The following is a 20,331-nucleotide window of genomic DNA, read 5'->3' on the forward strand; positions in this document are numbered from 1 at the left end:
TGGACCTTAGACTTTAAACGTTGAACTAGTTCACGTCTCCCACCAACACCGCCGCTTCGTGTAGCAGTTCAGTGGCGCGGATTTCGTCGGTGAAGGCTTCGATGGTGGCGTCTACTACGTCGAGGGCTACGGGTTGGGCGGGGGTTTGGCTATCGGCCATGAAGCCCGCCAACGCCCGACCCATATACAGCAAATGCAGCGCCGACAGCAGGGTGGGTAGGCGTTGGCCGTGGCGAGTTTGTGGGTCTTCAGCGGACATAGCCTCTTTTTAAACCTATAATGTTTCAGAAACCTTATAGGTTTCCTGCGTACAAACTGGCTACGGTAGCTGCGCTAGAATTAGTACATTGCCCTATGAATTTATTCGTCTACGGCACGCTACGCACCGCCATCAGCAACCCCATGGCGCAATTGCTCCGGCAGCATGGCCAACTACTGGGGCACGGCTGGGTACTGGGGCGGCTGTTTAACCTGGGCTGGTACCCCGGCGCAACCTACGAAGCCGGCAGCGCTTACCGCGTCTGGGGCGACGTGTTTCAACTCACCGACGAAACTATCCTGACCCAACTAGACGATTACGAGGGCATCAAACACCATCCCGACGACGAATACGCCCGCCGTGAAGTGCCCGTTCACATGGCCGATGAGATCATGCCCTGCCAGATGTACGTTTTCCTGAAAGCCAACGGCCAGCAGACCCTGATCGAATCGGGTAATTTTCTGGAGAAATGAGGGGAGCAGGGAGCTAAGAGCAGAGAGGCGCGAGTAGAGAGTTAAGAGGCAAGAAAGTGCCTGCGCCAGCCGCTCTCGCCTCTCTGCTCCCTGCTCTTAGCTCGTATGCATTTGCGCGCCCGGCTGCATCTACACGGAAACAAACTTCTGTGTACTCATGGCTAATTTCGACGACCTTATTTTTGAACACCGCAACAAAGCCTACGGGGCCTATGACTTGCGGAAAACATACCGCTCCACGCTGGGCCGCGCCCTGGTGCTGGGTAGCGTGCTGTTTTTGGGTGTCCTCCAAATTCCCTCCCTCTACGCCCTGGTGAAGCCCGACCAAGCGGCGTTTATGGATGAAATCACGTTGGCGGACGTCAAGATGGAAACCCCGCCCGAAGAAAAAATAGTGGTGCCGCCTAAAGAAGAAATAGCCCCCACGGTGACTATGGTAAAGAATCTGCCGCCCGAAGTGGTAACCGAAGCCCCCGACGATGTACTCCCACCCACGATAGAGGAACTGAAAGTGGCCACCTCCGGCCCCGTCACGCAGGAAGGCGACACCGACATCGAAGTCATCGCCCCACCCGAATCGGCGGCCCCCACGGCGGTCGAGAAGGCCATTGAGAAGCCTGAGGTGCGCGACGACTCGCCCTTCACGGTTGTCGAACAGCAACCCGAATTTCCGGGGGGCATTTCGGCGCTGGCGGCGTATCTGCAAAAGAACCTGCGTTATCCCAGCAGTGCCAGCAGCGCGGGGGTATCAGGCAAAGTGTACCTCAACTTCATTGTCAACTCAGACGGGAGCCTGGTCGACGTGGAGGTAGTGAAAGGCATTGGCTTTGGCTGCGACGATGAGGCCCTGCGGGTGGTGAAAGCCATGCCCCGCTGGAAAGCCGGGCGGCAGTCGGGCCGGGCGGTGCGCGTGAAATTTACCCTGCCCGTGGTTTTTCAACTGGATCAGTAGCGTTGTAAAATTTTGTTACCAGCGTGACCGATACAGTAAGGCTAGTCATCATATATGATAATGACTACCTACTGGGATTTCGATGAGAAACGTTTGTTGGCTGGTCCCATTGCTGTTGACCACATTGGGCGGCTGTGGTGGGTCGAATGGGCAAAAACCGACCGACACGGCCCCCACGGCCCCTACTGCCATTCGGTTCAACGGGCAGTCGTATGAGTTATACTGGCACGGCAAACCTTACTATATCAAAGGGGCGGGTGGGGTAAGCCACCTGGCCCAACTAAAAGCCTGCGGTGGCAATTCGGTGCGGGTTTGGGACGACATCGACGCCGGGCGAATCCTGGACGAAGCACAGCAACTGGGTCTGACGGTTATGTTGGGCCTGTGGGTGGAGCGCGAAATGGAAGGCTTTGATTATGACAATCAGCCCGCCGTGGAGCGGCAATACCAGCGCATTCGGAAAACAGTACTCAAATACCGTCACCATCCGGCTCTGCTGATGTGGTGCGTGGGCAACGAGTGGGCGCAGGAGGCTGATAATTTCAAGGTATACGACGAAGTAAACCGCCTCTCGACCATGGTTCATTCACTGGATAATAACCACCCGGTTAGCACCGCCATCTCGTCAGACAGCGAGCGGGCGGTGCGGCTGGTGAGTCAGCGGTGTCCCAACATCGACATCCTGTCGGTCAACTCCTACGCCCTTACGGCCCAGCTGACGCAGTTTTTGGACAAAGGCGGCTGGAAAAAGCCGTACCTGATCTCGGAATATGGTGCTCCCGGCTACTGGGAAACGACTCTGGCACCCTGGGGCGCGCCCGACGAGCCTACCAGCGAACAAAAGGCCAAATCGGTGCGTAATTTCTACCACGCCTACGTCGGTTCGTACCCTCCCAACTGCCTGGGCGCATACCTGTTCTATTGGGGTACCAAGCAGGAAGAAACCCATACTTGGTTCAGCGTTTTCGATGACGAAGGTCGCGAATCGCCGCTGGTAGGGGTGATGCAGGAGCTTTGGTCGCGGAAAAAACCAGCCAACCTGGCGCCGGTCGTCACGAATTTGCTCATCGACGGAAAGGCCATTGCCCACCAGTCGTTTGCCACGCTGCCGCCCCTGCACCGGGCTGAGTTCGTTGTCAGCGATCCCGAACTTGATTCGCTGTCGTATTACTGGGAAATAAAGCCGCGTGCGCAGTCCGGCACTGACTATGTGGGGGTTCCCCGCCCACCCATCGACGGCCTGCTCGACCGTACCGACTCGCCCACGGTGCAGTTTCGCCTGCCCAGCAAACCGGGTGCGTACCGCCTGTTCGCCAACGCTTACGACGGCCATCACCACGTAGCCACGGCCAATTTTTCGTTTGAAGTAAAGAAGTAAAGCGAGGGTCCGTCTACTCTGCTGCCGTCATCATGGCCGCATGATGGCGGTCAAATGCGGCTCGTTGGCCGAAGACAACACCGCGAATTTCGGGGTACCGCTCCCGCATCAGGTCAATGGCCTCGGTGGTCCAGCGTTGCGCCGTAGGGGCATCTGTTGCCGACATAAGCTGCGTAATCAGGATCGGCTTCTGGCGAATACTGTAGTCGGGATGGGTACGGACGGTGGTATGAAGTGGCTGAAACAGGGCCGCAAATGAATGGCTTTTCCAATCGGCATCAACCACCGGGTTATCTACAACGTCGAAACCCAGCCAGTCTACAACCGAGTCGCCGGGGTAGTGCGCTACCAACGTGGCGGGCCGGGTGGGGCACCAGACCCAGATGATATTGGTGGCCTGCTGCTGACGGCAAAACGACACGACATACTGCCATGTTTTGTCGAAAAGGGCCAGATCACGGCCGTCAGTTAGCCCCCAAGGTCGCGCCGGATCGTCGAAGTGGGGCATAAAACTCACCAGTAGCGGACTGGCATACTCTTTTGCCGACTGGGCAAATTCGGTGAGTGCCTCGTCGCGTTCGCCGCGCAGGATGCTCCGCAGAAAGGCCCGCGTGGCCCCGGTCGAGTCGGCACCCAGCCCGGTTGGTTCAATAAATAAAAGCGGGAATTTGGTAGCCGACGGTCCACTTTTCCGACCCGGAATGGGCGACCCGGCCTCGGCGGGCCAGGCCAGGTGGAAGGGTACCACCAGGGTGTCGGCCCGGCGGCTGGCGGGTGAACTGCCGTCAGGCAGGTAGCCAAGGTAGAACGGTTGCGTGGTGGCAAAGCGAAGGTGCCTGGGCAGGTGGTCGGTGCGCTTGTTGTAAGTAAACAGGCCCATGCCCACGGTGAGCACCAGCACTCCGGCAAAGAGCGGCAACGCCCACCGCCGCAGCCAATAGTAAATGCTGTACCGAAACCGCCACGCCACCAGCCGCATCGACCAGAAAAAATCGGGTCGCCAGGCACCAATCCGGCCTATAAACCGACCAATGGCAAGCAGCGCAACCTCCTGGCCAATGACAACGTTAATGCTCATAATCAGCACGTTAACCAAGCCAAACCCAATCATGAGCTGCGAGTAGACGTTGTTAAGCGTAAACCGGCCGTACCAGTACAAACTAAAGCCGATGGCCCCCAGCGTGAGCAAAATCATGAGCAGGTTTGGCAAAACAAGCACCAGGTTGTTGCGGGGTTTGTCGTCTTTCGGCGTCGGGATGTAAGGCACTTTCACCCGGAAAATGGTGTAGACCAGGCCCAGCAAATATACCCACCATGTGCCACTGGCCAGCACCCCACCCACCAGGTGGAAGCCCGCTTCGTGCCGTTCCACCAGCCACCGCTGCGCATATTGCCGCACCAGAAACGCCGTTAGGAAAATGGGCATGTAGGCCGTGGCAAACACTAGCAGGTCGAGTTGCAGGGGCAGCCGCATCAAGACCAGCGAGAGAATAGGAATCAGAATATCAATCAGTTGCACAGTGCCCAGCAGGTAGTAGAGCGGCAAGGTACCGTAGTGCAGTTTTTGTCGCCACGTCAGCCCACCAAACACGCGGGGGTAGGTGGTCACGAGCAATTCAAACGTGCCCCGCGCCCACTTCAGCTGCTGCTTGTAATAGGCTGATAACGTGGCCGGTACCAACCCATACGATAGCGGCAGCGGCACGTAGGCCGAGGTCCACCCCCTGGCATGGAGCCGCATGGCCGTGTGCATATCTTCCGACAACCCGTTGGCGTGGCCGCCAATGCTGTCCAGGGCTTCGCGCCGGAACGTGCAGTTGGCACCGATAGCCTGGGCGGTGCCGTATTGGCCCATGCAGGTCATCATGGGGCCGTAGAAACTGTAGGTCTGCTCGGTGGCACCAAAGGCTACTACGCTCTCTTTACGGTTGTAATAAGCCTGCGCACACTGCACAAAGCCCACTTTCGGGTTTTCAAAGTAGGGCAGTACGTGGTCCAGAAAATCGGGTACGGGTACGTGGTCGGGGTCGATGACGAGGCAGATCTCGCCAGTGGCCTGTTGCAGGGCGTTGTTGATGTTGCCCGCTTTGGCGTCGGTTTTGTCGGTGCGGGTCACGTGCCGCACACCCATGTCGGCGCACACCTGCCGCAGGTAGGGATCGTCGGCTTCGTCGCAGAGGTAGGTAGTGTGGGGGTAGGTGATGGCCTGTATGGCGCGTAACGTATTGACAACCATGTCATACGGTTCGCCGGGGCAGTAGGTCGTCAGCACGTCTACGGTCCAGTCGCGGGTAACGGCGGGCCGAACGGGGGGCTTCACCTGCCAATAGTGGTACCATTCATGAAGCAACCGGAGCGACTTAAACAGCACCGAGATGGTGAGCAGGGCAAATAGCCAGGAGTACCCCCGGTTCTGCGGCTGGAAATACACCCACAGAAACACCGACATAAACAACAACCCCATGACAATCAGTACCCTTACGGGCCACTGGTCACGGGGTTTCGATGAAAAGTTGTACGCCTCGTTAGGCGAGGATTCAGTAAACGAGGGCCATTTCATGGATAGACTAAAAAGGTGAGGCTGCCTTTTTTAGACTTTAGAAACCTCGAACGGTCAACACGATTAGGCGAAATGTTTAATAGCGATAAAACGTGTGGCCAGCTACAATAGCGGCAATAGATACAAGCAAGCTAAGTCTGCCAAACTAGACGTTAAAACTCGACAGGCTACAAACTGAGCTAAATTTTAATATCAAAGCGGCCATCGGTAATGCGGATTGTATCGCAGCCAGGCTGAACTAATGTGAATGAAAAGCGACCAGATACCACAGAATCATATCGTGTCAGGATTATTTTTCCGTCGATAACCTGTTTTCCAGGTTGACCGCTATAGTAGTAAAAATCCCAGCATTTTTTAGGTAGACTTTCATCTCGGTAATGTACGTCCGAAGTTGAATCAACGCCTATTCGATATGAACCAACAGTGGTTATACCAGATTTGAAAAACAAAATATGCTTTTCGCCCTGATTAATTTGTGCATACACAGAGAGGTTAGTGGTTTTACCATCAGGATTAAGTCCCAGTTCTACTTCCAGATTTTTGGGTTTTCCGAAGCCCACAGCTGGAACATGTCCGCCTGGTAACCATACCTTTCCATTGACCAAACAGCCAAAAGTATCTTTTCCTGTCGTTGTTTCAGAGGGAAGTTCTGGCGGAACTTCATGGTGGCAGCCCAAAAGCTGACAACCAATAGTTAGCCAGATAACGAGAAATACAGACCTGTTCATAACATGAGTTTTATTACAGGACCTTTACGGTGCTAAGAAGGTTGGAATAGCTATATCTTATTATTGGTAAAACTCGTTTACCGTCAGCTTAAATTGGTTGTTTTGAAGTGTTCAGCTATACTTTATCTGACAAGAATTTTGTTAAAACCTCATCGCATAATACTGGCAACGGAAATCCTGTCCAAATTCGTGAATTTGTTTCTGGTAAAGTGGTGTAAAGCCGTTGCGTTCATAAAAGCGCATCAGGGCGGGGCGGGTGGCATCGGTCTCCAGTTGAATCTCGTGGATGCCCCGCTCCAGGCATGTTTCTTTACAGAAATCGAGTATGGGCTGGAATAGATTCTGGCCCGCAAAAGACCGACGTATGGCCAATTTATGAATAATGCCTGCGGTATTGGCTGGTAAGTCGGGGTAATAGATCGGGGATTCCCATTGCAAAATAAACGCCCCCGCCGGTTCGGGGCTTCGGGATGTCGAACCGGCATCGTCCTGGTGGGCGTACATGACGTAGCAGTTGTGGCGGGTGTAGCGGTCAAAGAGGTTGTCGGCCGTCAGTGTGCCTGGTTCCCACAGCACTTGCCCGCCATCGACAAGCCATTGCGCCACTTCCCGTACGATGTGCAGGAACACCTCAGGCTGGTCATTTCGGAAGGTATAAGTCATTGTTGCTCATCAACGGCCCTTGGTCAGTGGGCCGAACTTGGTACCGAAGAAATCATTGGCGTTCCAGACGGGGCGGGTGTCGGCCTGGGCGGTGAGGTAGCCAATCAGGAATTGAAGTTGTACGTGTCGGGCTGCCGCGTTCCAGTCGAAGGGCTGATTCATATCGTCCTGCGGGGTGTGGTAGGTGGTGGCCCGCCAGTCGAGGTTGAGTTTGGTGCCGTCGCGGTCGTCGCCGGTGGTCGAGCCGCTTTTGATATAAATGGCCGGAATGCCCTGCCGCACGAAACTGAAATGGTCGGACCGCATAAACACGGACTGTTCAGGAATGGGGTCTTTAGCTATTTGTACGCCCACAAACTGCGCCGCCGCTTCCACGGCCCCCTTCATGCTCGAATGCTCGGAGCCGTAAGGCACAATATCGAGCAGGGGGTGGAAGAAAAACGGCATGTCGAGACACAAATTCGCCACGATGCTGGCCCTGGGCACGGTGGGGTTGGAGGCGAAATAGTCCGAGCCAAGCAGACCCATTTCTTCGCCCGTGACGGCCACAAACAAAATAGACCGGCGCGGGGCTTTGGGCAGCGACGCCAGCAGCCGGGCCGTTTCCAGGTTGATGGCCACCCCCGATGCGTTGTCGTGCGCCCCGTTGTTGATCGAATCGGGTTTGGCGGCGTCGGGGCGTCGGTCGGGCGTAATGCCGAGGTGGTCAAGGTGCGAGACGTAGACCACGTATTCGTCTTTCAGTTTCGGGTCCGAGCCGGGCAGCAGGCCCACAATGTTTTCGCCAATAAGTCCGTCTGTCAGCTCTGTTTGTGTTTTGGCGCGAAACGACACCATCAGCGGGAAAGCCTGCGCCTGCCCTAGATTGGCCGCTTTTCGGGCTTCATCAAACGATTTCGGAGCGCTATCGAACAGCAGCCGGGCGGTTGAATCACCGAGCGAGGCCAGTACCGCCAGTTGCGGAAACGTGCGTTGCACCTGCCCCCTGGCGTCAGTCCAGCGGTAGGTAGCCTGTCGGTTGCGCGGCGCGTTCGATTCGATCCTGGCGCGAACGTCGGTTGGCAGGCTGAACGTGATCATACCCACTGCCCCGCGTGCCGCCGCTACTTCGGCCTTCGCCGACCCTGAGTAGGCGCGTTGGTTAGACGGAAACGTAGCTGGTGCGCCGTTGAAACACGCCACGATCTTGCCCTGCACGTCAATTTTGGCGTAATCGTCGTAGCCCAGTTCGGGAGCCGACACGCCGAAGCCCACAAACACCACCGGGGCCGTTACCTCGCTAATGGGCCTGCCGAAGTTGGGACTAAGAAAGAAGTTTTTGCCATACGTCAACGCCTTTGCCTGTCCGTTGCGGATCATCACCAGCGAGCTAACTTCTTCGCGCACCTGTGCTTTCCGCAACGGCACCGCCTGCCGGAAGGTGCCGGTGGGGCTACCGGGCGTGGCTACACCGGGCTTAAACCCCAGCGTCTGAAACTGTTTTTCCACGTACTGCGCGGCCAGTTCGTAGCCCGGAGTGCCGGGTTTCCGGCCCGCCAGTTTATCGTCGGCCAGGTAGCGCATGTGGGCTTCGATAGCCTTGGGCCGCACGTTTTTGGCCACTTTCTGCGCCTCGGTCGGAATGGGTGACCTGGCTTGACCGGGTTGGGCAACAACAACTTGTTGAGCTAATTGTAAAATGCTGATTATCAGAAATGTAGTCGTAGATCTGGCGCACATGTGAGGCTATAATTACGCGGTTTGACTAGACGGTTGGATGACGAAGTAAGTTAGCGAAAACGCGTGATACTGCCTTTACTTAATTCGTAGCCAGCGCTCCTTCTTTCAGCGCGTAAGTGGACACCCGCAGGCTGGTGAGGCCGTAGCTTTTCAGCACGAAGTCGATAAGGCAAACAGCTACCACAATCATGTCGACGCGCAGTTCGATCATGCCGGGCAGGGCCAGGCGCTGAGCGCGGTTGCGGGTGGTGAGCAGTTCGTAGTAATGGTAAAACGAGGCCAGGGGCAGGTCAAACGCGGCCTGACCGGCAGGGGGCCACGCGCCGGTTTCTTCGTGGAAATACATATCGATCAGCGTGTCGAACGTGCCCGATGAACCTACCAGCACCGAGGGTGGGTATTGGTGTACGGCGTTGGTGAGGGGCAGGAGCTGCTCCTGCAAATAGCCGTGCAGCCGGGCCACGGCGGGCGGGGTGATGATCTCGGTTTCGGCCATGAACCGCTCCATAAGTCGCTGACCACCAATCTCGAAACTCTGTTTCCAGAACACTCGGTCGCGGTTGCCAAGAATGAATTCCACGCTACCCCCGCCAATGTCCATGACCAATGCCGTAGGGGCAGTCGCGTTTATAGCCGTCACCGAAACGGGGTCGAGCACACCCGATGCCCGCACCCCGGCGTAGATCAGCGCGGCTTCTTCGTCGCCGGAGATAACGCGGATAACGAGGCCCGTTTCCTGCCTGACGCGCTCCACGAATTCGGCCTGATTCTGCGCTACCCGGATGGCCGACGTGCCGTAAACGGCCACGCTGTCGGGGCTGATCTGATGCTCGTCGAGCACGGTGCGGTAGTAACGCAGCACGGTCAGGGCGCGGTCTATGGCGTCGGAGGTGATGATGCGCCGGGCAATCCCACCGCTGCCATTGGCCGAGCGACCAATTTTGGCGGGGCGACTATCGCGAAAAAGGGTTTTAACGGCCTGATTAGGTATTTTTTCGACAATAAGCAGGTGGAATGTGTTGGTGCCTAGGTCGATGACTGCTTGTTTCATGCTACTATTTCTGCTACTTTTGCAGTCCGTTTTGCAAAACACAAAAATACCGGTATTACATGATTATCATTAACGTAAAAGAAAACGAATCGATTGACAAAGCCCTGAAGCGGTTCAAGAAGAAATTCGAAAAGACAGGTGTGTTGCGTCAGCTGCGCTCACGTACTGCCTTCCAGAAGCCTTCGATCAGCCGTCGTAAGGATGTCATTCGGGCTGCCTACAAAGAACAAAAGTACGGCAACCACACCCAGCAGTAGTCGGTATTAACCGGCGCGCCCGCTTCGCAGAACCGGCGTTCATTAGCTCTGTTTACCCAGTTTGGCATCGAATTGACGTTGGCATTCGCCATCTTCACCGGTCCAACCCAGGTAGGTAAAGCCAATGAATGCCGGTTCTGATTTTTTACAGCATATCCGCTACGAGAAGCGCCTGAGCCACCACACGCTGGTAGCCTACGAAAACGATTTGCTTCAGTTTACGGAGTTCTTAGCAGAGCAGCACAGCGGCACTCCCCCCGAACAGGCCGATCATGTGCTGGTGCGTTCGTGGATCGTGCACCTGGTTGAAAGCGGCCTCGACAAGAGCACCGTGAACCGGAAAATTGCCACACTCCGGGCCTTTTTTGGTTTTCTCCTGCGCCGAAAAGTCATCACCATCGACCCGATGCAAAAGGTAGTGGCCCTGAAGATGAGTAAGAAGCTGCCCACTTTCGTGGAAGAGAAACCGATGGCTACCCTCCTCGACGACATCGACTTCCCCGATGATTTTATTGGCCTCCGCGACAAGCTCGTGCTGGAACTGCTCTATGGCACGGGCATCCGTCTGAGTGAACTGACGGGCCTGAAAACGAGCGACGTCAACCTCTACAACCGCACGATCATGGTGTTGGGCAAGCGCAACAAGCACCGCCTTGTGCCGCTTACGCCCCCGCTCGTCACGCTTATTGGCCAGTATCAGCACCAGAAAAGCCAGTTTTTCGACAATAAAGCCGATGATAGTGTGCTGATTGTCAGCGATAAAGGCATTGCGGCTTACCCGGTGCTGATTCAGCGGATCGTGAAAAAATACCTGACGCTGGTCACTACGCTCGAGAAAAAAAGCCCCCACGTGCTGCGCCACTCCTTCGCTACGCACCTGCTCAACCGTGGCGCTGACCTCAACGCCATTAAGGATCTGTTAGGCCACAGCAGCCTCGCCGCCACCCAGATCTACACCCACACGAGCCTCGCCAAACTGAAAGACGCCCACACGCAAGCGCACCCGAAGGGAGGAAAGAAAGAGTAGGGATGTAGGGATTTACGATGTACGAATTACGATTTTTGCTTACGCGCTAGTCTGCTCTACAGCAAACCCTGGCGGCAGCAAAAATCGTAAATCGTAATTCGTACATCGTAAATCCCTACTCGTTCACATTCTCAAACACCCTTCCCCCCGGTGCCGTCAATAAATGCACGTTATGATCTAGTAGAAAACGGCGGGGGCTGCGCTGGCCGGATTGGTAGAAATGGGTCAGGAGCGGTCCGGCGGTGGGTTCCCAAAGGCTCACGAGGGGTTCGGGGCCTCGGTGGTCACTGTCCCAGAAAGCGGTGGCAATGGCCGACGGGTTGCGGCCCATGAGCAATGCCGAAAGGGTAGGGGTGTCCAGGTTGGGCAGGTCGCAGGGGACCACGAGCCAGGCGGCGTTGGGGTAGGTCTGAAAGGCCGTTACTAATCCGCCCAGCGGGCCACTGTCGGGTTGATTGTCGAGCAGTAAATGGCTGTAAGTGAACTGGTTAAACTGCGATTGGTTTACCGACCAGTACACCCGTTCGCAGAGGGGGGCCAGCAGGTCGGTGAGGTGTTCGCGCTGGGGTTTTTGGTGATACACAATCCCCGATTTGTCGCGCCCCATGCGGCGGCTTTGCCCACCCATCAGCACCAGTCCATAGAGGGGTATGAGACGGCCCGACGCCAAATCAGCGTCAGGGTTCATGCCGAAAATCGCGTTTGCCGCCGGTCTTCTCCAGCAGCCGGGTTTCGCGAATGACAATGTCGTGCGACATGGCTTTGCACATGTCGTAGATGGTCAGCGCCGCCACCGATGCTCCCACCAGTGCCTCCATCTCCACGCCCGTTTTGCCCTCTGTAGATACCGTGCATTCGATGATCACTTCCTGTCCAACCGCCTGAATATTAAACGAACAGCCGTCTAGCCCCAGCGAGTGGCAGAGGGGAATAAGGTCGTCGGTGCGTTTGGCGGCCATAGTGCCGGCAATGCGGGCGGTCTGAAAAACGGGTCCTTTGCGCGTCTGAATATCGCCGCCGTCGAGGTGCTGTAGAATGGCGTCGCCAAGCACCACAATACTGCGGGCTTTGGCCGTGCGTTTCGAGACAGTCTTAGCCCCTACGTCAACCATAGCGGGGTTCCCTTCGGGTGTGAGGTGTGTAAGCATGGGGCAGTTAGCAGAAAGCAATGACTAAAATGCTGAGCAATCAATTATAGGACGCTAAGCTAATTGATAACTGCACTGATTGATAGGTTTGTTTTTTGAACAGCTTCGCGCTGGTGTGGCTGACGCGCGGCCCCGCGGCGGCGGACCGTCTCGACTGCGCTCGGGGTGACAACGAACTTGAATCAAGCTAGGATGCTCTCTTATTTGCCTGGTACGCCAGCCCGGTGTCACCCCGAGCGCAGTTGAGGGGCACGATGCGCGAAGTTATCCGAGCAACAAACCTATCAATCAGTGGAGCTAACTGCTCATTGATAACTGATAACTGTCCGCTCCGGCGTTACCTTTGCAAATAGACATTCGTCGCATAACCATGTTTAGTTTAGCTTCAATTCTTCGTCCGCATATCCTTAGCCTGACGCCCTATTCGTCGGCGCGGGATGAATACACGGGTACCGAGGGCGTCTTTCTCGACGCTAACGAAAATGCCCTGGGATCAACCACCAGCGCTGGTCGCTACAACCGCTACCCCGACCCCCACCAAACGGCCATAAAAACCCAATTAGCCCCAATAAAGGGCGTAACGAAAGAGCAGATCTTTCTTGGAAACGGCTCCGACGAACCCATCGACCTGCTCATCCGCGCCACCTGTCGGCCGGGTCAGGACAACATCGTGATTCTGCCGCCTACCTACGGAATGTATGAAGTATCGGGCAACCTGAACGACGTCGAGGTGCGCAAAGTACCGCTCACGGCTGAGTACCAGCTCAACCTGCCTGCGGTGCTGTCGGCCATTGATACCTATACGAAAGTGGTCTGGATCTGCTCACCCAACAACCCCACCGGTAACCTCATTGACCCCGCCGACATCCGGCAGGTGCTCGCCGCGGCCCAGTCGGCGCTGGTGGTGGTGGATGAAGCCTATATCGATTTCGCCGGGCCGGATTATGCCTCCTGGACCACGCAACTGGCCCAGTACCCCAACCTGGTGGTGCTGCAAACGTTCTCGAAAGCCTGGGGCCTGGCGGCGTTGCGGCTGGGTATGTGCTTTGCGTCGGTTGACATCATCCGGGTGCTGAACCTGATCAAGCCGCCTTACAACATCTCGGCACCCACGCAGGCATTAGCCCTGGACGCGCTGGATCACGTGGCCGAAAAAAAACAGATGGTGGCCGACACCCTGGCCGAGCGCTCCCGCCTGGCCGAAGGTCTACGCCGCCTGCCCACGGTGCAGCAGGTTTTCCCCAGCGATGCCAATTTCCTGCTCGTACGCTTCGACGACGCCAACGATATATTCAATCAATTAATTGATAGTCAAGTTATTGTGCGGAATCGGTCGGCGGTGACGCGTTGCGAAGGCTGCCTGCGCATATCGGTAGGTACGCCCGCCGAAAACGACCGACTGCTGGCTGTGCTGGAAAGCATTGCCGTTGGTGCCTGATAGTTACCACCCACTTTTTCCAACCGCTATATCGCTTCCATGCGTACCCATCATCTACCCATCATCGGGCTTTTGGCCATACTGCTGAGCCTGTCGCATACCGCCTCGGCGCAGTACACCAACTGGGCGTTTGGCTTCCGGCTGGGCGAACCGTCGGGGGTGAACATCCGCAAATATTTTGGCGATAATCATGCCTTCGACCTGAACATCGGTACCTACGGTGGCTTGTACGGCAACGTGCGTGATTACCGCTCGGGCAAGTACAAAACCGTGGGCCTGAGTGTGCAGGGGCACTATTTGTGGCACGACCGGCTATTTGCCAACGAGAATTTCCGGGGCTATTATGGCTTCGGTGGGCAGATCAACAGTCGCCGCTACTACCCCGACCGCTTTGCCGCCACCAACGATTACGAAAGCGGCCTGGGCCTTGGTGGCTCGGCGGTGGCAGGAGCTGAATACTTTGTGCCTGGTAAGCAATATTCCATCTTCGCCGAACTCGGCGTATACGCCGAAGTCCTCCCCGCCCCGCTGTTTCTTAACGTCAGCTCAGGCGTGGGTATTCGGTTTAACCTTTAATGATTTACGATGTACAAATTACGAGTTACGATTGTTGCTGACGCGTGGGTTTGCTGTAGATCAAACAGACGCCGCACCGGCGGACCGGTCAGCAATAAATCGTACATCGTAAGTCGTACATCGTAAATCCCTTCCTTTGTTCACCATCTACAGTGCGTCGGCGGGGTCGGGGAAAACGTATACCCTGACCAAAGAGTACCTCAAGCTGGCCCTTAGCGGGGGTAATACAGACGGTATGCCCGCGTCGGTGGGGGAGGCCAAGGGCTACACCGGCACCTATTTCCGGCATATTCTGGCCATCACGTTTACCAATGCGGCGGCGGCAGAACTGAAAAACCGGGTGCTGACCGAACTGGAAGCGATGGCCAAACCCGCCGAGCTGAAGGGCGACGGCACCGTCCGGTACAGCGACATGCTGGGGCACGTGGTGGCCGAACTGACGGGCCACCAACCCGGCACCGACGCCTTTGAGCCGGCTATGCTGCTGGTCAGAAACCGCGCCGAGACTTTGTTTCAAGCCATTTTGCATGGCTATTCTGACTTTGCCATCACCACCATCGACTCCTTCACGCAGCGGCTGGTCATGGCCTTTACGGATGAGTTGGGCCTGCCCTACGCCTTCGACGTCGAGATGGACACCGATCAGGTTTTGGAAGTAGCCGTCGATAACCTCATCGAACGGGTGGGCACGGAAGACATGGCCGAGATCACCGAGATCTTCCATCAGATCATGGCCGAGACCACCCGCGAAGGCCACAGCTGGCATCAGGTGGCCAAAACCCTGCAAGACTTCGGGCACGTGCTCACCTCCGACCAACACTATACTGCCGTGGGGCGGCTGGCCGAGCTGTCGGCTATGCAGATTCGAGCCATTCGGGGGCAGTTGCGCACCTTCCGCGAAACGGTGCATCAGCAGATGCAGGCCCACGCCCAAACGGCCCTGGGGCACATGGCGCGGGTGGGCGTGAACGTGGATGATTTTAAGCTGAAAAAAGGCGGTATCGCGGGGTATTTTGAGGCCGTAGCGGGCGGCGAAACAAGTAAAGAGGCCAACGCCACCAGCCTGAAAGCCATTGACAACGACGAGTGGTACGTGAAAACGATCCCGCTCGGTACCAAAGTGGCCATCGACGGCATCGCCGACGATTTGCGGGCGTGTTTCCGTGCCATTCAGGATGAGCAACAAGAGTCGGGGAAGTTGCTCACGCTGGTGAATGCCGTTGACCCGCAGTTGCAGAAAATGGCCCTGCTGCAACAGATTCGGGCCGAATTTGTGGAACTGCTCCGTAAGGATGGCCGCGTGCACATCTCCGAATTTAACCAGCGGATTAAGGCCATTGTGGAAAGCGAACCCGTCCCATTTTTGTACGAACGCCTCGGCAGCCGCTACAACCACATCCTCATCGACGAGTTTCAGGACACCTCGCGGCTGCAATTTGCCAACCTCATGCCGCTGATCGAAAACGCGCTGGGGGCAGGCCACACGAACCTCGTGGTGGGCGACGGCAAGCAGTCGATCTACCGCTGGCGGGGGGGCGACAAAGATCAGATCGTGGCCCTCCACCGTCGGCAACTCACGCAGCTACAACGCATTCACGGGGCCGAATCCTGGACCGCCGAACGGATCGGTACGCTCAACGGCACGATTCAGTCGCAAACGCTGGGGGTTAACTACCGGTCGGCGCGGCCGATTGTGGCGTTTAATAATAGCCTGTTTTCGTTTCTGGCCGACACATATTCCGCAGATAATGAGCACGTTGGCTTGGTCTATGACGCCCTCCGTGGCTTTGTGCAGGAACCCCGCCCCACCGCCCCCGATGATGCGCACATTCAGTTCGATTTCATCAGCAAAGACGACCTTGCCCTGCCCGCCACCGTAGATAGTGAGATGGTCCGGCTTACGCTGGCCTACATTGAGCAGGCCCGCGCCGAGGGCTACGCCTACAGCGATATGGCCGTGCTAACCCGCGAAAAAAAGGACGCCCAGGCGGTGGCCAACGAACTGAACCGGCAGCAGATTCCGCTGGTATCGGCCGATTCGCTGTCGCTGCAATTCTCCGACCCGATCCGGTTTTTGGTGGCCCTGCTGAACCTGGTTTGTCGCCCCGGTCAGCGGCCTCTGCGCTATGAGGTGCTGTATTTGTTTCATACGGTGGTGAAATTTGAAGTGCCCACCGACCACCAAACTGAAGCTATCCGGCTCGTGGCCGATTCGACCGACGAGGCGGGCGTGTTCGCTTACATGGCCACTGAAGGTTTTGCCGTTGACCCCACTGGTCTGGTGCAACTGAACGTGTATGAACTGACCGAACGGCTGGCCCACGGCTTCAAACTCTTTGGCCGCACCCATGATCAGCCGTTTTTGTTCCGGTTTCTGGACGAAATCATGACGTTTAACAACCGGCAGTCGGGCCACCTTGCCGACTTTTTAACCTACTGGGAAACCGCCCGCGTGAAGGTGGCCGTGAGCGAAAGTATCGCCACCGACGCCATCACGGTGCAGACCATCCATAAAGCCAAAGGACTACAATTTCCGGTGGTCATCGTGCCCTTCGCCGACTGGGGCGTTGACCCCAACACCCGTTCTACAATGTGGCTGAACCTCGACGATGTGCGGGCCGAACCGTTGCAAATTCCGTTGCCGGGCGGCGGGTCGCTGCGGTTGCCCACGGCGCAGGTGTCGGTGCGGCGCGACCTGGAAAACGGCCCTGATTCGGTCAGGGAGCAATATTTGTACGAAGCCGAGAATTTGTTTCTCGAAAACATGAACCTGCTCTACGTGGCTTTCACCCGCCCCGAAGACCGGCTCTACGTGCTGGCCGAACGCACCAAACCCCGCGCCAACGCCAAAGCCGACGACGACAAACCAACCACGGGCGGGCGGCGGACGGTGGCGCAGTGGCTGCAACAGTTCCTGGACCAAAGCCCCGCCGCCGCCCAAACCGGCTGTTGCTGGGAAGAGGGTCGCAATCAGTACATCTGGCAGCAGGGCATACCGAAGCAGGTGGTTTCTCAACGTGACGAGACAAAGCCTGGATCAGAACCTATTCATTTACAAGGGCTTATGAGCGGGTCGCGGGGGCAGAACATGCAGTTGCGCCGTCAGGCCGAGCGCGTGTTCGATACCCGCACGTTCGAGCGTACGCGGGAGCGCGAACGCAAACTCTGCGCCGCCCTGAGCTTGATCAAGGGCGCGGGATGCGTCGATAAATCGCTGCGGCAACTGGTGCGCGAAGGGGTGATCCGGGCCGTGGAAACCGACGAACTGCAACGGATGCTCTCGGCCATTGTGCGTCACCCCGCCCTGACCGATGTCTTTGGCTATGACCGCCGCATCGACACCGACCGGGGTATTCTGAGCAAGCGTCCTGTGCAGGGCGCGCCCCACCGAGTAGTGCATCGCCCCGACGGCCACGTGGTGCTGATCCAATATGGCAGCCCCGCCGAACAGACCGAATCGTGGCTGGTTACTTTTGTGGACCTATACCGCCAAATGGGCTACGATTCTGTTGAAGGCCGCGTAGTCTGGCTCGGCAACGAACCAACGGTCACGTTTTTATAAAAAGTGGTAAGTGATGAGTGGTTTTTTGTCATCCCGACAAAGGAGGGATCTACTTTCCTAATGCATACTGTGCTTGAAGGAAAGTAGATCCCTCCTTTGTCGGGATGACAAAAACTCTACACGCGCCAGCCACTCACCATTTACCACTCATCACTTACCACTCACTTTTATGCGCTTTATCTACAGTTTCATCTTCACAATCAACACAATACTGGCCGTTGCTCAAACGCCATCAGAGTCACCCTATACCCTGAAAACTGGACGCGAGGCGGTGCTACTGGGGGCGGGCGTGGCTTCGTACGGGGCGGCGTTTGTATTTAACAAAAAGCTCGATGCCTTCACGCCCGCCGAGGTGCAGCAGCTCAACGTGCTCAACATTACCCCCCACTTCGACCGGCGGGCCACGGCCAATTACTCTGCCAGTGCCGCCCGACTTAGCGACGTCACGCTTGTTGCCGACATAGCCCTTACGGGGGGCGTGATCCTGGCCTGTCGCCGACCAACGGTTGGTAGTGGGTTCTTTACGAGCGACTTATACACCGTCGGGGTGATGTATGTGGAGACCATGCTGCTGACCAATGGCATCAAAAGCACGGTGAAAGATGCCGTAGAGCGCACCCGTCCATTTGCCTATAATGCCGCCGCGCCGCTAGACGATAAGCTGGACAAAGATGCCCGGCGGTCGTTCTATTCGGGCCATGCCTCCAATGCCTTTGCTACGGCGGTGTTTGCGGCGGAAGTGTTCCGGCATTACTACCCCAACTCGAAGGCCAAACCCTGGATCTGGGTAGGGTCGCTGGGGTTGGCGGCGGGCACGTCATATTTGCGGTACGAGGCCGGGCAGCATTTTCCGAGTGATCTGCTGGTGGGTGCGGCTATGGGGTCACTGGCGGGCTGGGGTATTCCGAAACTGCACCAAAACCGCACGGGTAGCGCCCAATCGGTGTTGACGAACATGACGGCCATGCCCTGGAGCAACGGCCTCGCCAGCGGCGTATATTTGCGCACCCGTTTCTAAGACATGACCAAAATCTCCGATCATATCCGGCAGGCCAACGGCAAGCCCATTTTTTCTATTGAAGTAATCCCACCGCTGAAAGGTGATTCGCTCAAAAACCTGCTCGATAATATCGAGCCGCTGATGGAGTTTAAGCCGCCGTTTATCGACGTCACCTACCACCGCGAAGAGTACATCGAACAGCCCCAGCCCGACGGCACCATACGCAAGATTGTGACCCGCAAACGGCCCGGCACGGTGGGTATTTGTTCAGCCATTATGCACCGTTTCCAGGTCGATCCCGTCCCGCACGTGCTCTGTGGCGGCTTCTCGCGCGACGAGACCGAAGATTTCCTTATCGACCTCAACTACCTCGGCATCGACAATGTGCTGGTGCTGCGGGGCGATCCGGCCAAGCCGTTTAAAACATTCAAGGCTAAAGAAAATGGCTATGCCTACGCCTCAGAACTGGTAGAGCAAGTGGCTAATATGAACCAGGGCGTTTATCTGCACGAAGAAGATAAGCCCATGGCTCCCAGTGACTTCTGCGTGGGTGTGGCGGCCTATCCCGAAAAACATTTCGAGGCTGAAGACCACGACATCGACTTTGAGTACCTCCGCCAGAAGGTAGCCAAAGGGGCCGACTACATCGTGACGCAGATGTTTTTCGATAATGCCCGCTACTTCGATTTTGTGGCCCGCTGCCGTGCCCACGACATCCACATTCCTATTATTCCGGGTCTGAAACCAATCAGCACCCGCAAGCAACTGGAGATCCTGCCCCGTCTATTTCACCTCGACATGCCCGACGATCTGGTCAAAGCCGTGTCTGCCTGTGAGAACGACACCGATGCCCGGCAAGTGGGTATCGACTGGAGCATTCAGCAGTGCCGCGAACTCATTGCCGCCGGTGCGCCCGTGCTGCATTTCTACACCATGGGTAAGGCTGACAACGTCCAGAAAATAGCGCGGGAACTGTTTTAAGATCAACTTAGGTGTGCCTATTTTTGAGTTAAACTAAATCCTCAGCGACTATGCGCCCAATTTTATGTTTGATTGTTAGTCTGATTAGCTCTGTCAGTATAGCCCTCGCTCAAATTCCGGAGCCTTCGCCTGATATGGCTACGGTGGTTTTTTACCGTCCGCCTCAGTTTGCTCGGGCTGGTGTCAACTTCACCATCCGCGCTAATGGTGCGGAATTGTGCCGACTAAGCAACAAGCGTTACTTTATTCAGAAGTTAAAGCCCGGCCAAACGGAGTTCACGTCGGTAGCGGGTGGGCTAAACATACCCGACAAAGACGGGATCAGCATGAAGCTGGAAGCCAACAAAGTATATTACTTTCAAGGCGACGTGAAGGTGCGCTTTATGAGTGATAAATTGGTGCTGACCGAGGTAACAGAGTCAACAGCACAGAAAAAACTGCCTGAAATGAAGCCCGATAACTGTATGACAGCCAGCAATTAAGTTCAGGTTTAAGTAGTGTGGCCAGGTACAAATGAGCGATGCCATCACTTACAGTGATGGCATCGCTCATTTGTACC

Annotated in this window: 19 protein-coding genes; 11 read left to right on the forward strand and 8 right to left on the reverse strand. The window is 56.4% G+C overall.

Annotated features, from left to right (window positions below):
- Nucleotides 1–25 precede the first annotated feature (25 nt).
- On the reverse strand, nucleotides 26–259 hold the full coding sequence (locus tag J2I48_RS21930) for a hypothetical protein (protein WP_207337650.1): 234 nt from the start codon (nucleotides 257–259) through the stop codon (nucleotides 26–28).
- A gap of 95 nt (nucleotides 260–354) precedes the next feature.
- On the opposite strand from J2I48_RS21930, the gene J2I48_RS21935 reads away from it, so the two are divergent.
- The 3 genes from J2I48_RS21935 to J2I48_RS21945 all read left to right on the forward strand — a co-directional run bounded on the left by J2I48_RS21935 (nucleotide 355) and on the right by J2I48_RS21945 (nucleotide 3,062).
- On the forward strand, nucleotides 355–732 hold the full coding sequence (locus J2I48_RS21935) for a gamma-glutamylcyclotransferase family protein (protein ID WP_207337651.1): 378 nt from the start codon (nucleotides 355–357) through the stop codon (nucleotides 730–732).
- Between the two features lie 157 nt (nucleotides 733–889).
- A complete protein-coding gene (locus tag J2I48_RS21940) occupies nucleotides 890–1,684 on the forward strand; it encodes an energy transducer TonB (protein ID WP_207337652.1) in 795 nt (264 codons plus the stop codon).
- 82 nt (nucleotides 1,685–1,766) lie between these two features.
- The gene (locus tag J2I48_RS21945; protein WP_207337653.1) at nucleotides 1,767–3,062 is read left to right on the forward strand and encodes a glycoside hydrolase family 2 TIM barrel-domain containing protein; all 1,296 of its coding nucleotides are present in this window, start codon (nucleotides 1,767–1,769) and stop codon (nucleotides 3,060–3,062) included.
- Nucleotides 3,063–3,075: 13 nt separating this feature from the next.
- Here J2I48_RS21945 and J2I48_RS21950 read toward each other — a convergent pair whose 3' ends face one another.
- From J2I48_RS21950 to J2I48_RS21970, 5 genes are all read right to left on the reverse strand, one after another.
- Nucleotides 3,076–5,622, reverse strand: coding sequence for a glycosyltransferase (locus J2I48_RS21950; RefSeq protein WP_207337654.1), 2,547 nt, complete (start codon nucleotides 5,620–5,622; stop codon nucleotides 3,076–3,078).
- A gap of 179 nt (nucleotides 5,623–5,801) precedes the next feature.
- Nucleotides 5,802–6,350: a Riean_0653 family protein gene (locus tag J2I48_RS21955; RefSeq protein ID WP_207337655.1), complete on the reverse strand. Its 549-nt coding sequence runs from the start codon at nucleotides 6,348–6,350 to the stop codon at nucleotides 5,802–5,804.
- 141 nt (nucleotides 6,351–6,491) lie between these two features.
- The gene (locus J2I48_RS21960) at nucleotides 6,492–7,013 is read right to left on the reverse strand and encodes a GNAT family N-acetyltransferase (protein ID WP_207337656.1); all 522 of its coding nucleotides are present in this window, start codon (nucleotides 7,011–7,013) and stop codon (nucleotides 6,492–6,494) included.
- A 9-nt stretch (nucleotides 7,014–7,022) separates the two neighbouring features.
- Complete coding sequence (locus J2I48_RS21965; RefSeq protein WP_207337657.1) at nucleotides 7,023–8,732, reverse strand: M28 family metallopeptidase; 1,710 nt, start codon at nucleotides 8,730–8,732, stop codon at nucleotides 7,023–7,025.
- 79 nt (nucleotides 8,733–8,811) lie between these two features.
- Nucleotides 8,812–9,783, reverse strand: a complete 972-nt coding sequence (locus J2I48_RS21970; RefSeq protein ID WP_207337658.1) for a Ppx/GppA phosphatase family protein — start codon at nucleotides 9,781–9,783, stop codon at nucleotides 8,812–8,814.
- 59 nt (nucleotides 9,784–9,842) lie between these two features.
- Here J2I48_RS21970 and rpsU point away from each other — a divergent pair, with 59 nt between their 5' ends.
- Entirely contained in the window at nucleotides 9,843–10,040 is a 198-nt protein-coding gene (rpsU, locus tag J2I48_RS21975; protein WP_207337659.1) for a 30S ribosomal protein S21, read from the forward strand.
- 124 nt (nucleotides 10,041–10,164) lie between these two features.
- Entirely contained in the window at nucleotides 10,165–11,067 is a 903-nt protein-coding gene (locus tag J2I48_RS21980) for a tyrosine-type recombinase/integrase (protein WP_207337660.1), read from the forward strand.
- 115 nt (nucleotides 11,068–11,182) lie between these two features.
- Here the strand turns inward: J2I48_RS21980 and mobA are convergent, their stop codons facing one another.
- Nucleotides 11,183–11,755 carry a molybdenum cofactor guanylyltransferase gene (mobA, locus tag J2I48_RS21985; protein ID WP_207337661.1) on the reverse strand — a complete coding sequence of 191 codons (573 nt, stop codon included), beginning with the start codon at nucleotides 11,753–11,755 and terminating at the stop codon, nucleotides 11,183–11,185.
- On the reverse strand, nucleotides 11,745–12,215 hold the full coding sequence (moaC, locus tag J2I48_RS21990; protein WP_207337662.1) for a cyclic pyranopterin monophosphate synthase MoaC: 471 nt from the start codon (nucleotides 12,213–12,215) through the stop codon (nucleotides 11,745–11,747). Before moaC ends, mobA begins: the two co-directional genes overlap by 11 nt.
- 370 nt (nucleotides 12,216–12,585) lie before the next feature.
- Here moaC and hisC point away from each other — a divergent pair, with 370 nt between their 5' ends.
- From hisC to J2I48_RS22020, 6 genes are all read left to right on the forward strand, one after another.
- On the forward strand, nucleotides 12,586–13,653 hold the full coding sequence (gene hisC / locus J2I48_RS21995; RefSeq protein ID WP_207337663.1) for a histidinol-phosphate transaminase: 1,068 nt from the start codon (nucleotides 12,586–12,588) through the stop codon (nucleotides 13,651–13,653).
- A 39-nt stretch (nucleotides 13,654–13,692) separates the two neighbouring features.
- Nucleotides 13,693–14,229, forward strand: a complete 537-nt coding sequence (locus tag J2I48_RS22000) for a hypothetical protein (protein WP_207337664.1) — start codon at nucleotides 13,693–13,695, stop codon at nucleotides 14,227–14,229.
- Nucleotides 14,230–14,365: 136 nt separating this feature from the next.
- Nucleotides 14,366–17,791 (forward strand): UvrD-helicase domain-containing protein, encoded by a 3,426-nt coding sequence (locus J2I48_RS22005; protein ID WP_207337665.1) that lies wholly within the window; start codon nucleotides 14,366–14,368, stop codon nucleotides 17,789–17,791.
- A 169-nt stretch (nucleotides 17,792–17,960) separates the two neighbouring features.
- Nucleotides 17,961–18,809, forward strand: coding sequence for a phosphatase PAP2 family protein (locus J2I48_RS22010; protein ID WP_207337666.1), 849 nt, complete (start codon nucleotides 17,961–17,963; stop codon nucleotides 18,807–18,809).
- 3 nt (nucleotides 18,810–18,812) lie between these two features.
- Nucleotides 18,813–19,772: a methylenetetrahydrofolate reductase [NAD(P)H] gene (metF, locus tag J2I48_RS22015; protein WP_207337667.1), complete on the forward strand. Its 960-nt coding sequence runs from the start codon at nucleotides 18,813–18,815 to the stop codon at nucleotides 19,770–19,772.
- A gap of 50 nt (nucleotides 19,773–19,822) precedes the next feature.
- Entirely contained in the window at nucleotides 19,823–20,254 is a 432-nt protein-coding gene (locus J2I48_RS22020; protein WP_207337668.1) for a DUF2846 domain-containing protein, read from the forward strand.
- Nucleotides 20,255–20,331: the final 77 nt, after the last annotated feature.

Origin of the sequence: Fibrella aquatilis, from assembly GCF_017353255.1 — a bacterium.
Classification (GTDB): domain Bacteria; phylum Bacteroidota; class Bacteroidia; order Cytophagales; family Spirosomataceae; genus Fibrella; species Fibrella aquatilis.

What these genes read in the sequence shown, in the direction of transcription:
- J2I48_RS21930 (WP_207337650.1), bottom strand. Translation starts at nt 259, where the DNA reads ATGTCCGCTGAAGACCCACAAACTCGCCACGGCCAACGCCTACCCACC.
- J2I48_RS21935 (WP_207337651.1), top strand. Translation starts at nt 355, where the DNA reads ATGAATTTATTCGTCTACGGCACGCTACGCACCGCCATCAGCAACCCC.
- J2I48_RS21940 (WP_207337652.1), top strand. Translation starts at nt 890, where the DNA reads ATGGCTAATTTCGACGACCTTATTTTTGAACACCGCAACAAAGCCTAC.
- J2I48_RS21945 (WP_207337653.1), top strand. Translation starts at nt 1,767, where the DNA reads ATGAGAAACGTTTGTTGGCTGGTCCCATTGCTGTTGACCACATTGGGC.
- J2I48_RS21950 (WP_207337654.1), bottom strand. Translation starts at nt 5,622, where the DNA reads ATGAAATGGCCCTCGTTTACTGAATCCTCGCCTAACGAGGCGTACAAC.
- J2I48_RS21955 (WP_207337655.1), bottom strand. Translation starts at nt 6,350, where the DNA reads ATGAACAGGTCTGTATTTCTCGTTATCTGGCTAACTATTGGTTGTCAG.
- J2I48_RS21960 (WP_207337656.1), bottom strand. Translation starts at nt 7,013, where the DNA reads ATGACTTATACCTTCCGAAATGACCAGCCTGAGGTGTTCCTGCACATC.
- J2I48_RS21965 (WP_207337657.1), bottom strand. Translation starts at nt 8,732, where the DNA reads ATGTGCGCCAGATCTACGACTACATTTCTGATAATCAGCATTTTACAA.
- J2I48_RS21970 (WP_207337658.1), bottom strand. Translation starts at nt 9,783, where the DNA reads ATGAAACAAGCAGTCATCGACCTAGGCACCAACACATTCCACCTGCTT.
- rpsU (WP_207337659.1), top strand. Translation starts at nt 9,843, where the DNA reads ATGATTATCATTAACGTAAAAGAAAACGAATCGATTGACAAAGCCCTG.
- J2I48_RS21980 (WP_207337660.1), top strand. Translation starts at nt 10,165, where the DNA reads ATGAATGCCGGTTCTGATTTTTTACAGCATATCCGCTACGAGAAGCGC.
- mobA (WP_207337661.1), bottom strand. Translation starts at nt 11,755, where the DNA reads ATGAACCCTGACGCTGATTTGGCGTCGGGCCGTCTCATACCCCTCTAT.
- moaC (WP_207337662.1), bottom strand. Translation starts at nt 12,215, where the DNA reads ATGCTTACACACCTCACACCCGAAGGGAACCCCGCTATGGTTGACGTA.
- hisC (WP_207337663.1), top strand. Translation starts at nt 12,586, where the DNA reads ATGTTTAGTTTAGCTTCAATTCTTCGTCCGCATATCCTTAGCCTGACG.
- J2I48_RS22000 (WP_207337664.1), top strand. Translation starts at nt 13,693, where the DNA reads ATGCGTACCCATCATCTACCCATCATCGGGCTTTTGGCCATACTGCTG.
- J2I48_RS22010 (WP_207337666.1), top strand. Translation starts at nt 17,961, where the DNA reads ATGCGCTTTATCTACAGTTTCATCTTCACAATCAACACAATACTGGCC.
- metF (WP_207337667.1), top strand. Translation starts at nt 18,813, where the DNA reads ATGACCAAAATCTCCGATCATATCCGGCAGGCCAACGGCAAGCCCATT.
- J2I48_RS22020 (WP_207337668.1), top strand. Translation starts at nt 19,823, where the DNA reads ATGCGCCCAATTTTATGTTTGATTGTTAGTCTGATTAGCTCTGTCAGT.